Source organism: Enterobacter hormaechei subsp. xiangfangensis, from assembly GCF_001729785.1.
Taxonomy (GTDB): domain Bacteria; phylum Pseudomonadota; class Gammaproteobacteria; order Enterobacterales; family Enterobacteriaceae; genus Enterobacter; species Enterobacter hormaechei_C.
Genome location: NZ_CP017183.1, coordinates 1,480,478 through 1,493,294 on the forward strand (window position 1 = coordinate 1,480,478; position 12,817 = coordinate 1,493,294).

At 57.5% G+C, this 12,817-nt stretch carries 12 protein-coding genes; 7 read left to right on the forward strand and 5 right to left on the reverse strand.

Annotated features, from left to right (window positions below; all coding sequences use genetic code 11):
* Nucleotides 1-2 precede the first annotated feature (2 nt).
* The 4 genes from gsiA to gsiD are packed head-to-tail and all read left to right on the forward strand — an operon-like array spanning nucleotide 3 to nucleotide 5,275.
* A complete protein-coding gene (gene gsiA, locus BFV63_RS06980; protein ID WP_023324373.1) occupies nucleotides 3-1,874 on the forward strand; it encodes a glutathione ABC transporter ATP-binding protein GsiA in 1,872 nt (623 codons plus the stop codon).
* Nucleotides 1,875-1,897: 23 nt separating this feature from the next.
* Nucleotides 1,898-3,436, forward strand: coding sequence for a glutathione ABC transporter substrate-binding protein GsiB (gsiB, locus tag BFV63_RS06985; RefSeq protein ID WP_023324374.1), 1,539 nt, complete (start codon nucleotides 1,898-1,900; stop codon nucleotides 3,434-3,436).
* Nucleotides 3,437-3,441: 5 nt separating this feature from the next.
* On the forward strand, nucleotides 3,442-4,362 hold the full coding sequence (gsiC, locus tag BFV63_RS06990) for a glutathione ABC transporter permease GsiC (protein WP_006809475.1): 921 nt from the start codon (nucleotides 3,442-3,444) through the stop codon (nucleotides 4,360-4,362).
* A gap of 1 nt (nucleotide 4,363) precedes the next feature.
* Complete coding sequence (gene gsiD, locus BFV63_RS06995) at nucleotides 4,364-5,275, forward strand: glutathione ABC transporter permease GsiD (RefSeq protein ID WP_003858425.1); 912 nt, start codon at nucleotides 4,364-4,366, stop codon at nucleotides 5,273-5,275.
* 63 nt (nucleotides 5,276-5,338) lie between these two features.
* Here the strand turns inward: gsiD and rimO are convergent, their stop codons facing one another.
* A complete protein-coding gene (gene rimO, locus BFV63_RS07000; protein ID WP_022650675.1) occupies nucleotides 5,339-6,664 on the reverse strand; it encodes a 30S ribosomal protein S12 methylthiotransferase RimO in 1,326 nt (441 codons plus the stop codon).
* Nucleotides 6,665-6,880: 216 nt separating this feature from the next.
* On the opposite strand from rimO, the gene bssR reads away from it, so the two are divergent.
* Both bssR and BFV63_RS07010 read left to right on the forward strand, forming a co-directional pair.
* The gene (gene bssR, locus BFV63_RS07005) at nucleotides 6,881-7,264 is read left to right on the forward strand and encodes a biofilm formation regulator BssR (protein WP_003858412.1); all 384 of its coding nucleotides are present in this window, start codon (nucleotides 6,881-6,883) and stop codon (nucleotides 7,262-7,264) included.
* A 106-nt stretch (nucleotides 7,265-7,370) separates the two neighbouring features.
* Nucleotides 7,371-8,489, forward strand: a complete 1,119-nt coding sequence (locus tag BFV63_RS07010; protein WP_032608921.1) for a PQQ-dependent sugar dehydrogenase — start codon at nucleotides 7,371-7,373, stop codon at nucleotides 8,487-8,489.
* On the opposite strand, the gene BFV63_RS07015 is transcribed toward BFV63_RS07010, so the two are convergent.
* Nucleotides 8,490-9,116, reverse strand: coding sequence for a glutathione S-transferase family protein (locus BFV63_RS07015; RefSeq protein ID WP_069597471.1), 627 nt, complete (start codon nucleotides 9,114-9,116; stop codon nucleotides 8,490-8,492). It lies immediately after the preceding gene.
* A 243-nt stretch (nucleotides 9,117-9,359) separates the two neighbouring features.
* Between BFV63_RS07015 and dacC the strand changes: the two genes are divergently transcribed.
* A complete protein-coding gene (gene dacC / locus BFV63_RS07020) occupies nucleotides 9,360-10,565 on the forward strand; it encodes a serine-type D-Ala-D-Ala carboxypeptidase (RefSeq protein ID WP_022650677.1) in 1,206 nt (401 codons plus the stop codon).
* Between the two features lie 40 nt (nucleotides 10,566-10,605).
* Here dacC and deoR read toward each other — a convergent pair whose 3' ends face one another.
* The 3 genes from deoR to BFV63_RS07035 form a co-directional block, all read right to left on the reverse strand.
* Nucleotides 10,606-11,364: a DNA-binding transcriptional repressor DeoR gene (gene deoR / locus BFV63_RS07025; RefSeq protein WP_022650678.1), complete on the reverse strand. Its 759-nt coding sequence runs from the start codon at nucleotides 11,362-11,364 to the stop codon at nucleotides 10,606-10,608.
* A gap of 67 nt (nucleotides 11,365-11,431) precedes the next feature.
* Nucleotides 11,432-12,040, reverse strand: coding sequence for an undecaprenyl-diphosphate phosphatase (ybjG, locus tag BFV63_RS07030; RefSeq protein WP_003858405.1), 609 nt, complete (start codon nucleotides 12,038-12,040; stop codon nucleotides 11,432-11,434).
* 7 nt (nucleotides 12,041-12,047) lie between these two features.
* Nucleotides 12,048-12,776 (reverse strand): phosphatase PAP2 family protein, encoded by a 729-nt coding sequence (locus tag BFV63_RS07035; RefSeq protein WP_032657833.1) that lies wholly within the window; start codon nucleotides 12,774-12,776, stop codon nucleotides 12,048-12,050.
* Nucleotides 12,777-12,817 lie beyond the last annotated feature (41 nt).

Below are 12,817 nucleotides of genomic sequence, written 5' to 3' on the forward strand. Positions count from 1 at the left end.
GCGTGCCGCACCGTGAAGAGCTGGACAACTGCGAAGTGCTGGCTGTCCACCAACTGAATATTGCGTTTCAGGAAGAGCGGCAGTTCATCCCCGCAGTACAGAATTTATCGTTTTCGCTCAGGCGCGGCGAGACGCTGGCGATTGTTGGCGAATCAGGTTCCGGTAAATCCGTTACCGCGCTGGCGCTGATGCGTCTGCTTGAGCAGACGGGCGGGCAGGTCACCAGCGAGCGGATGCTGTTGCGCCGTCGCAACCGTCAGGTTATCGATCTCAACGAGCTGAGCGCGTCCCGGATGCAGGGTGTGCGCGGGGCAGATATTGCGATGATTTTTCAGGAGCCGATGACCTCCCTGAACCCGGTTTTCCCGGTGGGCGAGCAGATTGCCGAATCTATCCGCCTGCATCAGGGACTGAGCGGTGATGAGGCGCTCAACGAAGCAAAACGGATGCTGGAGCTGGTGCGTATCCCTGAGGCGCACGCGATTTTGTCCCGCTACCCGCATCAGCTTTCCGGCGGCATGCGCCAGCGGGTGATGATTGCGATGGCGCTGTCGTGCCGTCCGGCGGTACTCATTGCGGACGAACCCACCACGGCGCTTGATGTCACCATTCAGGCCCAGATCCTGCAACTGATTAAGGTGTTGCAGCAGGAGATGGAGATGGGGGTGATTTTCATCACCCACGATATGGGGGTGGTGGCGGACATTGCCGATCGGGTGCTGGTTATGCATCAGGGCAATGCCGTGGAAACCGGCACGGTGGAGCAGGTCTTTCATGCGCCGGTGCATTCTTATACCAAAGCGCTGCTGGCGGCGGTCCCGCGTCTGGGGGCCATGAATGGCAGTGATTTTCCGCGCCGTTTTCCGCTGATCTCACAGACCGAACAGGGTAAGCAGGAAGACGAAACCGAGCAGGATACGGTGGTTCCCGGCAGGCCAATCCTCGAAGTGCGTGACCTGGTGACCCGTTTCCCGCTGCGTAGCGGGATCCTCAATCGCGTGAAGCGCGAAGTGCATGCGGTTGAAAACGTCAGTTTTGATCTCTGGCCGGGCGAAACGCTGGCGCTGGTGGGGGAGTCCGGCTGCGGTAAATCCACCACCGGACGGGCGCTGCTCAGGCTGGTGGCGTCGCAGGAGGGGAGCATCACCTTCAACGGTGAGCGCATCGACACGCTCCCTAACAGTAAATTGCAGGCGGTACGCCGGGATATTCAGTTTATATTCCAGGATCCTTATGCGTCGCTCGATCCGCGCCATACGGTGGGGTACTCGATTATGGAGCCGCTGCGGGTGCATAACCTGCTCGACGGTGAAGACGCGCAGCGCCGCGTCGCGTGGCTGCTGGAGCGCGTGGGCCTGAAGCCGGAGCATGCCTGGCGTTATCCGCACGAATTTTCTGGCGGTCAGCGACAGCGTATCTGCATAGCCCGGGCATTAGCCCTGAATCCGAAGGTGGTGATTGCGGATGAGTCCGTGTCAGCGCTGGATGTCTCCATCCGCGCGCAAATCATCAATCTCCTGCTCGATTTACAGCGGGATTTAGGCATTGCGTTTCTGTTTATCTCCCACGATATGGCGGTGGTGGAGCGGATCAGCCATCGCGTGGCGGTGATGTACATGGGGCAAATAGTTGAAATCGGCCCCCGTCGGGCGGTGTTTGAAAACCCGCAGCACCCGTACACCCGCAAGCTGATGGCCGCCGTACCGGTTGCCGATCCTGAGCATCGTCACGCCCAGCGCGTGCTGTTGCAGGACGAAATGCCGAGCAATATTCGTAAACGGGGCGAAACCCTTGAGCGCGTGGCGCTGCGTGAGGTGGGTCCCGGTCATTTTGTCGCACCACCGCGTCAGGGCAATGCATTCTCGCGGTTATAACTTACAACAGGCAGGAGAACACAATGGTTCCTTTTGTTGCTCGTCAATGGCTGCTTGCCGCGAGCGTGACGGCTGCGCTGGCCGCCGCCCCCGCGTTCGCGGCGAAAGATGTGGTGGTGGCTGTGGGGTCTAACTTCACGACGCTGGATCCGTATGATGCTAACGACACCCTTTCTCAGGCGGTGGCAAAATCTTTCTACCAGGGGCTGTTCGGCCTGGACCGCGAGATGAAGCTGAAAAACGTGCTGGCGGAAGGCTATACCGTGTCGGACGATGGGCTGGTCTATACCGTTAAGCTCCGTACCGGCGTGAAGTTCCAGGACGGCACCGACTTCAACGCCGAGGCGGTTAAGATCAACCTGGACCGTGCCAGCAATCCGGAGAACGGCCTTAAGCGCTACAACCTGTATAAAAATATCGCCAGCACCGAGGCGGTTGACCCGGCGACGGTGAAGATCGTCCTGAAAGAGCCGTTCTCGGCGTTTATCAATATTCTGGCGCATCCCGCGACGGCGATGATTTCGCCCGCCGCCCTGAAAAAATACGGCAAAGAGATTGGCTTCCACCCGGTGGGAACCGGGCCGTACGAACTGCTTACCTGGAACCAGACCGATTTTGTGAAGGTGAAAAAATTCGCCGGATACTGGCAGCAGGGGCTGCCGAAGCTGGATACAATCACCTGGCGTCCGGTCGTGGACAACAATACCCGTGCCGCGATGTTGCAAACCGGCGAAGCGCAGTTTGCCTTCCCGATCCCTTACGAACAGGCGGCGCTGCTGGCGAAAAACAGTAAGCTGGAGCTGGTGGCCAGCCCGTCGATTATGCAGCGCTACATCAGCATGAACGTCACGCAGAAACCGTTCGATAACCCGAAGGTGCGCGAAGCCATCAACTACGCCATTAACCGTCAGGCGCTGGTGAAGGTGGCCTTTGCCGGTTACGCCACTCCCGCGACGGGCGTGATGCCGCCAGCCATCGAGTATGCGCAGAGCTACCAGCCGTGGCCGTACGATCCGGCGAAAGCGCGGGAGCTGCTGAAAGAGGCGGGCTATCCGAACGGCTTTAGCACCACGCTGTGGTCGTCGCATAACCACAGTACCGCGCAGAAGGTGCTGCAATTTACCCAGCAGCAGCTGGCGCAGGTGGGCATTAAAGCCAGGGTCACGGCGATGGATGCCGGACAGCGAGCGGCGGAAGTGGAAGGCAAAGGACAGAAAGAGAGCGGCGTACGGATGTTCTACACCGGCTGGACGGCTTCAACCGGTGAAGCGGACTGGTCCCTGTCGCCGCTGTTTGCTTCCCAGAACTGGCCGCCAACGCTGTTCAATACCGCGTTCTACAGTAATCCGCAGGTGGATAAAGATCTGGCCGATGCCCTGAAAACCACCAAACCGGAAGAGAAAGCGCGCCTGTACAAAGAGGCGCAGGACATTATCTGGAAAGAGTCGCCGTGGGTGCCGCTGGTGGTGGAAAAACTGGTCTCAGCCCACAACAAAGCGCTGACCGGTTTTTACATCATGCCGGATACGGGCTTTAGCTTTGATGACGCGGATTTAAAATAAAACTCATGCTGAATTATGTGTGTAAACGCCTGCTGGGGCTTATCCCGACGCTGCTGATTGTGGCCGTGCTGGTGTTTTTGTTTGTCCATATGCTGCCCGGCGATCCAGCGCGTTTGATTGCCGGACCGGAAGCGGATGCGACGGTTATTGAACTGGTGCGTAAACAGCTCGGTCTTGACCAGCCGCTGTACAGGCAATTTCTGCGTTACATTGGCAATGTCCTTCAGGGCGATTTCGGCATCTCAATGGTGTCGCGTCGTCCGGTGTCGGAGGAGATTGCCAGCCGCTTTATGCCTACCTTCTGGTTAACGATTGCCAGTATGAGCTGGGCGGTAGTGTTTGGCCTGGGAGCGGGGATTGTCGCCGCCGTCTGGCGCAACCGCTGGCCGGATAAGCTCGGTATGGCGCTGGCGGTCACCGGCATCTCTTTCCCGGCGTTTGCGCTGGGCATGCTACTGATGCAGATTTTCTCCGTTGAGCTGGGCTGGTTGCCGACCGTCGGGGCCGACACCTGGAAGCACTACATTCTTCCCTCTATGACGCTTGGCGCGGCCGTTGCGGCGGTGATGGCTCGGTTTACCCGCGCCTCGTTTGTCGACGTGCTGAGCGAAGATTACATTCGCACCGCGCGGGCAAAAGGGGTGAGTGAGAAATGGGTCATTCTGAAGCATGGTTTTCGTAATGCGATGATACCGGTGGTCACGATGATGGGGCTACAGTTCGGCTTCCTGCTGGGCGGCTCTATTGTGGTTGAGAAGGTCTTTAACTGGCCGGGGCTGGGGCGCCTGCTGGTCGACTCGGTCGATATGCGTGACTATCCGGTCATTCAGGCTGAAGTCCTGCTTTTCTCGCTGGAGTTTATTCTTATCAACTTAGTGGTGGATGTGCTATACGCCGCCATTAACCCGGCCATCAGGTATAAGTAAGATGCGATTACTGAACTGGCGTCGCCAGGCCATTTTAAACGCTATGCCGGGGATCAGGCCGGACCATATTCGCACCCCGTGGATTGAGTTCTGGCGTCGATTCCGTCGTCAGCCCGTCGCTATGGTCGCCGGGTTGTTTGTGTTACTGCTGATCCTGGTGGCGATTATCGCCCCCTGGTTAGCCCCGTTTGATGCGGAAAACTACTTCGATTACGACCGGCTGAACGATGGACCGTCGATGATGCACTGGTTTGGCGTGGACTCGCTCGGGCGCGATATTTTCAGCCGCGTGCTGGTAGGGGCGCAGATCTCGCTGGCGGCCGGGGTCTTTGCGGTGCTGATGGGCGCAGCAATTGGCACCGTGTTGGGGCTGGTGGCCGGGTACTACGAAGGCTGGTGGGACCGCATCATCATGCGTATCTGCGATGTGCTGTTTGCCTTTCCCGGTATTCTGCTGGCGATTGCCGTGGTGGCGGTGATGGGCAGCGGCATGGCGAACGTCATCATCGCCGTGGCGGTATTCTCGATTCCCGCTTTCGCGCGTCTGGTACGTGGCAACACGCTGGTGCTGAAGCAGCAGACCTTTATCGAGTCGGCGCGCAGCATGGGAGCCAGCGATGCCACCATCCTGTTCAGCCATATTCTGCCGGGAACGGTCTCGTCTATCGTGGTCTATTTCACCATGCGCATAGGCGTGTCGATTATCTCGGCGGCCAGCCTGTCGTTTCTGGGGTTAGGCGCACAGCCGCCGACGCCGGAGTGGGGCGCGATGCTGAACGAGGCGCGGGCGGATATGGTGATTGCGCCACACGTGGCGATCTTCCCGAGCCTGGCGATTTTCCTGACCGTGCTGGCGTTTAATTTACTGGGGGATGGGCTGCGCGACGCGCTGGATCCGCGGATAAAAGGGTAGTGCTGTGGAATGTGCCGGGTGGCGGCGACGCCTTACCCGGCCTGGAACAGAGGCGTGGGGAGATTAAACCCGGCTGCCCCACAAATCATACTCGTCGGCGTTTTCGACCTTCACGCGAATAATATCGCCCGGCTTGACGTTGGTTTCGCCGTTCAGGTACACCGCGCCGTCGATTTCAGGCGCATCCGCCATGCTGCGGCCAATCGCGCCTTCTTCGTCCACTTCGTCGATAATCACCAGAATTTCGCGGCCCACTTTCTCCTGCAAGCGTTCAGCAGAGATCTGCTGTTGCAGCTGCATAAAGCGGTTCCAGCGCTCCTCTTTTACCTCTTCCGGTACCTGGTCCGCCAGCTCGTTGGCCGTTGCGCCTTCAACCGGGCTGTACTTGAAGCAGCCGACGCGATCCAGACGCGCCTCTTTCAGGAAGTCGAGCAGCATCTGGAAATCTTCTTCGGTTTCACCCGGGAAGCCGACAATAAAGGTGGAGCGCAGGGTAAGATCCGGGCAGATCTCACGCCACTGCTTGATGCGCGCCAGCTGGCGGTCAACGGAGCCAGGACGTTTCATCAGCTTCAGAATGCGCGGGCTGGCATGCTGTAGCGGGATATCCAGGTACGGCAGGATTTTGCCTTCCGCCATCAGCGGGATCACATCGTCAACGTGCGGGTACGGGTAGACGTAGTGCAGACGCGTCCAGATCCCGAGCTTAGCCAGCTGCTCGCACAGGCCGACCATGCTGGTTTTCACTGGCTCGCCGTTGTGGAAACCGGAACGGTGTTTAACGTCCACGCCGTAGGCGGAGGTGTCCTGGGAGATGACCAGCAGCTCCTTCACGCCCGCGTCGGCCAGGCGTTTGGCTTCTGCCAGCACCTCGCCAATCGGACGGCTCACCAGATCGCCACGCATCGACGGGATGATGCAGAAGGTGCAGCGATGGTTGCAGCCTTCGGAAATTTTCAGGTAGGCGTAGTGGCGCGGCGTCAGCTTCACGCCCTGTTCCGGCACCAGGCTCAGGAACGGGTTGTGCTTTGGTTTGGGGACGTAGTGATGAACATGTTCCAGCACCTGCTCGTAGCTGTGTGGACCGGTGATCTCCAGCACCTTCGGGTGCACTTCACGGATCTGGTCTTCTTTTGCGCCCAGGCAGCCGGTCACAATCACTTTGCCGTTTTCCGTCAGGGCTTCACCAATGGCTTCCAGGGATTCCTGAACCGCGCTGTCGATAAAGCCGCAGGTGTTGACGATCACCATGTCGGCGTTGTCGTAGCTTGGCACCACGTCATAGCCTTCAGTGCGAAGTTCAGTCAGGATGCGTTCGGAGTCCACCAGGTTCTTCGGGCAGCCCAGGGAGACAAAGCCGATTTTCGGCGGGTGCGTAACATTGCTCATAGGTTAAAAATTCATCAATTATGGAGTTATCAGGGCGGGATTTTACAGCGTATCGCAGGGGATTTATACACTCTTGATGGCGCAGTTGAGGCCGGCAATCGTTGTAACATTGTAAAGAATGTTAATCAGTTATCGTTTATTGATCCCAGGCATTACATTGTACAAAAAATGACCTTATTCTTAATGAGGTAACATGGCTGACAGAGGAGGAATAGCATGTCCGTTGACAGACTGAAACGCGATCTGCTTAACAAGCTGATCAACGCCCGAATCGACCTGGCTGCATATCTGCAACTCCGCAAGGCGAAAGGGTATATGTCAGTCAGCGAAAGCGAAAATCTGCGTGATAACTTCTTTGAACTTTGCAATTTCATGCGTGAAAAAGCACCCATCCTGAAAGCGCACTACGCTGAAAGCGAATTAGTGGCGCTGCGCCGCGCTGCCGAGGTGCTCTCCATCGCCGGGGTCTGTTTGATGAACGGACGTCACGACTGCCCGAATTTTATTGCCGTTAACGCGGAGAAGCTTGAAAACTGCCTGACCACGCTCGCGCTTTGCATTATGTGTCTGAACAAGCCGGAAACGCTTGCCCGGCACTGAACGCGGGGGAGGCAACTCCCCCTTCTGATTAAGCTTTTGTAAAAGTGGTAACGCACCCGGGAACAGTGGCTAATCTTTAAGCCATATGTCGATAAAGGAGTGCGTTATGCCTCGATCCTCGCTGATTTTCCTTCCAGTCTTGTTATTCCCGCTTTCACTGCTTGCAGCGCCTGAGACGGTTAAGGTCGACGTGCTACAGACAAAACTGGATCACCCCTGGTCGCTGGCGTTTCTGCCAGATAACAAGGGGCTGCTCATCACGCTCAAAGACGGGCAGCTTAAGCACTGGCAGGCAGGGAAAGGGCTCTCCGATCCGATTGTCGGCGTGCCGAAAGTGTGGGCGAGCGGCCAGGGCGGACTGCTGGACGTCGCGCTGGCCCCGGATTTTGCACAATCACGGCGGGTCTGGCTCAGCTTCGCCGAGGCAGGTAATGATGGCAAAGCGGGTACCGCGGTGGGCTACGGGCGGTTGAGCGATGACCTGTCGCGCATTGAGGGCTTCCAGGTGGTGTTCCGACAGATGCCGAAGCTCTCTACCGGCAACCACTTTGGCGGACGGCTGGTGTTCGACGGCAAAGGCCATCTTTTTATTGGCCTGGGTGAAAACAACCAGCGCCCGACGGCGCAGGATCTGGACAAGCTTCAGGGCAAGGTGGTGCGCCTGACGGAGGACGGAAAAGTGCCACCGGATAATCCGTTTGTGAACACCGCCGGTGCGCGCCCGGAAATCTGGTCCTATGGCATTCGCAACCCGCAGGGAATGGCGATGAACCCGTGGAGTGACACGCTGTGGCTCAACGAACACGGACCACGCGGTGGGGATGAGGTTAACATTCCTGAGAAGGGCAAAAACTACGGCTGGCCCCTGGCGACGCACGGGATCAATTACAGCGGCCTGAAAATCCCGGAAGCGAAAGGCGAGCACGTTGAGGGCACTGAAAAACCGCTGTTTGTCTGGAAAGTGTCGCCCGCCGTCAGCGGCATGGCGTTCTACAACAGCGACGTCTTCCCGCAGTGGAAAAACAAGCTGTTTATCGGCGCGCTGAAGGAGAAAGACGTCATCGTGCTGAGCGTGAAGGGCAATAGCGTGACGGAGGATGGGCGAATTCTTGGGGATAAAGATCAGCGTATCCGCGATGTGCGCGTCGGGCCGGATGGTTATCTGTACGTGCTGACCGACGAGACGGACGGGCAGCTTTGGAAAGTCAGCCCGTCCGGGTCGTAATCAGGTCACCGGGATCATCACCACGTTGCGATACGCCGGGCGCTCGCTGAGCTGCTGGATCCAGCGCTCAAGGTGAGGGCGCGGGGTCCAGCTGAGACCTATGTTAGTGAGGTTCCAGACGAAGGGGGCGACGGCGATATCGCCCACGCCGAACGTGTCGCCGGAGAACCAGGTATGCTTCGCCAGTTCGTCGTCCATCATCGCAAACAGCGACTCGCACGCATCCTGGGCGGCATGAATGGCGGGATAATCACGATCGGCTTCCGGCGTACGGATAAGCCCCATCAGGATCACGCGGTGCGTGGGGGAAAGCGTCTGGTTTGCCCAGTCCATCCATTTTTCGCCCTGCGCGCGCTGGGCCGGATTTTCAACCCACAGGCGACCCTGGCCGTACTGCGCGGCGAGATAACGCACAATGGTATTGGACTCCCACAGCGTGGCGTCTGTCTCGTCATCGCGCAGCAACGGCACCAGCCCGTTTGGGTTCATCGCCAGATAGTCGGCGTCTTTATTCACCCCGAACGCCATGCCAGCCATAATTTGGTTGAACGGTAAATCCAGCTCCTCCAGCGTCCAGAGCACTTTCTTCACGTTAGTCGAATTGTTCCTGCCCCACAGCGTAATCATATTTACTCCCGATGAGATGTGAATCCGAGTCAGCTTTTCGCCATGGTGAGATAAACCTAACAATTACGCAACAGATGCTAAAAAAAACGCCGCAATCAAAGCGTATCTGAATGTTATTGCATAAACTTTAAAAACTTTACCTGGAACAGGTTTCTTTGAAGGCTGTAGTGCGCTATTACTCATCGCTTCTTGCGACACGGTGATTGTGACGTGATTTTTAGAATGGACACTCGGGTGGCATTTATGACGCAAAAAACTTCTTCTCTGCGCAGCCTGGCGGCAGGCTCGGCGCTGCTTTTCCTTTTTGCCCCAACGCTTCATGCGGCGGAACAGACAGCGCCCGAAGCGCCGCCTGTTGATGCGCGCGCCTGGATCCTGATGGATTACGCCAGCGGGAAAGTGCTGGCGGAAGGTAACGCCGACGAAAAACTCGACCCGGCGAGCCTGACGAAAATTATGACCAGCTATGTGGTCGGCCAGGCGTTAAAAGCAGGCAAGATCAAGCTGAATGACATGGTCACCGTCGGGAAAGATGCCTGGGCGACCGGTAACCCGGCGCTGCGCGGCTCGTCCGTGATGTTCCTGAAGCCCGGTGATCAGGTCTCCGTTTCCGATCTGAATAAAGGGGTCATTATTCAGTCGGGAAATGATGCCTGTATTGCGCTGGCCGATTACGTCGCGGGCAGTCAGGACTCGTTTATTGGGCTGATGAATGGCTACGCGAAAAAACTGGGTCTGACCAATACCACCTTTAAAACCGTTCACGGCCTGGATGCGCCGGGTCAGTTCAGTACCGCGCGCGATATGGCGCTGCTGGGCAAAGCGCTGATCCATGACGTTCCGGATGAGTACGCCATCCATAAAGAGAAAGAGTTTACCTTCAATAATATTCGCCAGCCTAACCGTAACCGCCTGCTCTGGAGCAGTAACGTTAACGTGGACGGCATGAAAACCGGTACAACTGCCGGGGCCGGATACAACCTGGTGGCTTCTGCGACGCAGGGCGATATGCGCCTGATCTCGGTGGTGCTGGGCACGAAAACCGACCGCATTCGTTTTAACGAGTCAGAAAAACTGCTGACCTGGGGTTTCCGCTTCTTTGAAACCGTCACGCCGATTAAGCCGGACGCCACCTTCGTCAGCCAGCGCGTCTGGTTTGGTGATAAAAGTGAAGTAAACCTGGGGGCAGGTGAAGCGGGGTCCGTCACCATTCCACGCGGCCAGCTGAAAAACCTGAAAGCCAGCTATACCCTGACCGAGCCACAGCTGACCGCGCCGTTAAAAAAAGGCCAGGTGGTCGGGACGATAGATTTCCAGCTTAACGGCAAATCCATTGAGCAGCGTCCGCTGGTGGTAATGGAAGCGGTGGAAGAGGGCGGCTTCTTCAGCCGGATATGGGACTTTGTGTTAATGAAATTCCACGGCTGGTTTGGCAGCTGGTTCAGCTAAGTTTTTGCCGGGTGGCGGCTTCGCCTTACCCGGCATAACCTCAATACATCAACTTCACCTGCTGCGCTTTCGCGTATGCCACCAGCTCGTCATCCGGGCGGCAATCACTGACGATGGCGTCAAAGCGCGACAGCTCTCCCATTCTTGCCGGACGGACCTTGCCAAATTTACTGTGATCAACCACCAGCACATGCTGCTGTGCGGCGTTGAGCGCCCACTGTTTCACCGGTAACTCTTCAAGATTAAAACAGGTTGCCCCCTGTTTCACATTCACGCCCGCCGCAGAGTAAAAGGCGATATCCGGGCATACATTGCTCAGCGTGTCCTGAATATTCAGCGGTTTGAAAATGGCGTTGCTGGCATGAAATTCGCCGCCACACAAAATCACCCGGCACGCCGGTTTCTCCTGCAAGGCCAGGAAGGTGTTTAGCGAATAACAGACGGCGGTAAAGGGAACGGTGCTGTCGATGGCCTCGATGATCCACGGGGTTGTCGTACCGCAGTCAAAAAAAAGCGTTTGATGCGGCTGCACCAGCGAGGCGGCGAGCCGCGCGGCTTTGCGCTTCTCCTCCACCAGGCGTGTTTTTTGATCGCTTAACAGATAATGGCTGGCGCTACGCGGCTCCAGAACAATATACCCGCCAAGCAGCACAACGGGGGCGCTGTCGCTGTTCAGATCGCGACGAATGGTCATTTCAGACACGCCAAGCAGGGTAGCGGCTTCCTTAAGATGCAGCTTATCGCTGCGCTTCAGCGCCTGGAGCAGCTGAGCAATGCGGTCATCGCGACGTGTTTCCATAGATCCTCGGGCTAAAAAAGTGAGCCCCCGCAGGGCGGGGGCTCAAGTGTAACCTGACGGACCGGGGTTAGTCACGTATCCAGCCTTTGCGGATCGGAAGGGCAAACAGAACGCGATAGGCCTGTGATAATCCACGATAAAGCGCCGGACCAAAGAGGCTCCACAGGATGGCTGCGCTGACGCAGCCCATCAGTCCCACCAGGAAACCGCCGACCATATCCAGCGGCCAGTGCACGCCCAGGTAGACGCGGGACCAGGCGATGGCGACCGCCACGCCCATCAGCACTACGCCGGACCACAGGCGATGCCAGAACAGGAAGGCCAGCGCAAAGGTGAAGATCACCGTGCCGTGATCGCTCGGGAACGAGTCGTCCGGCGCATGGTGCAGGAAGTTGTAGCCGACGCGATCGACAAACGGACGATCGTGTGGGAAGGCGTGGCCCAGCACGTAGCTTGCCAGCACGCTGACGCCGATCGCCATCGCCATTTTGATCACCAGATGGCGCTGGGCGGTGACCTGTGTACGAGGTCCCCATAACCAGAGGATCACCGCCAGCGCCGGTACGATGCTGATCACATCTTTCGCAATGAAGGTGGCGAGATCGATCATCCATTCCGGTGACGACGGCGTGGCGTTGAGCAGGTAAAACAGTTCGTAGTTCAGATTTTCTAACATAATCTCGTTACTCTTTAGCAAACCAGGCGGAAACCAGCCCGTAAACCAGCACCTGGGAAAACCAGACCCACCACCCGGCCCACAGGTTGTGAGAGAAAAAATGCGCGCCGCGCATGACCTGCCCGAATCCCATCAGCAGCCCCATAACAACGCCCAACGCGACAAAGGTCCAGGCCAGGCGTGGACGTTCACGCCAGAAGGCAAAAAACAGCCCCATCACCATAAACCCGCTTGAGGCGTGGCCGCCGGGAAAGCAGCGTCCCGGTCCGCTGTCTGCCGGAATCGCGCTGAACAGGGGATACGAGACGGCTTTGCCGCCATACTCCACCAGATCCCACGGACAGCTGTGGTGGCTCATGCTTTTCAGGGCTCCTACAACGAGCGCGCCCAGACCCATCAGAAGCGCGGCTGTCACCAGCCGGGCATTGCGTCTGTAAGTCCCGTAAACCAGCGCGATGACGGCCAGGGCAATGGCCACATATTTCGCCAGCCGATGGTTGAGCAGATCCAGCAGCGGATTTTGCTGTAGCGGGAAATGATGCGTCGCCGCGTCATACCAGAAGCCGGTGATCCATCGGTCAAGCGATTCATCGCGCGAAAGCCAGGTAAAAAGCAGCGCAAGGACGATCAGCACGAAAAGCTGATAACCATAAAAGCGGGCAGGCAAACGGTAAAGGCGTTTTGTCTTATTTGTCGGTAACTTAGATAATTCTGAAGGGCTGACGGCGTGTGTCATAGTTTCGGTCAATAACGTGAAATAGCACTATCATAAGGAGG

Bases quoted from the DNA above. Each gene is read 5' to 3' on its own strand.
- gsiB (WP_023324374.1), top strand. From the start codon at position 1,898: ATGGTTCCTTTTGTTGCTCGTCAATGGCTGCTTGCCGCGAGCGTGACG.
- gsiC (WP_006809475.1), top strand. From the start codon at position 3,442: ATGCTGAATTATGTGTGTAAACGCCTGCTGGGGCTTATCCCGACGCTG.
- gsiD (WP_003858425.1), top strand. From the start codon at position 4,364: ATGCGATTACTGAACTGGCGTCGCCAGGCCATTTTAAACGCTATGCCG.
- rimO (WP_022650675.1), bottom strand. From the start codon at position 6,664: ATGAGCAATGTTACGCACCCGCCGAAAATCGGCTTTGTCTCCCTGGGC.
- bssR (WP_003858412.1), top strand. From the start codon at position 6,881: ATGTCCGTTGACAGACTGAAACGCGATCTGCTTAACAAGCTGATCAAC.
- BFV63_RS07010 (WP_032608921.1), top strand. From the start codon at position 7,371: ATGCCTCGATCCTCGCTGATTTTCCTTCCAGTCTTGTTATTCCCGCTT.
- BFV63_RS07015 (WP_069597471.1), bottom strand. From the start codon at position 9,116: ATGATTACGCTGTGGGGCAGGAACAATTCGACTAACGTGAAGAAAGTG.
- dacC (WP_022650677.1), top strand. From the start codon at position 9,360: ATGACGCAAAAAACTTCTTCTCTGCGCAGCCTGGCGGCAGGCTCGGCG.
- deoR (WP_022650678.1), bottom strand. From the start codon at position 11,364: ATGGAAACACGTCGCGATGACCGCATTGCTCAGCTGCTCCAGGCGCTG.
- ybjG (WP_003858405.1), bottom strand. From the start codon at position 12,040: ATGTTAGAAAATCTGAACTACGAACTGTTTTACCTGCTCAACGCCACG.
- BFV63_RS07035 (WP_032657833.1), bottom strand. From the start codon at position 12,776: ATGACACACGCCGTCAGCCCTTCAGAATTATCTAAGTTACCGACAAAT.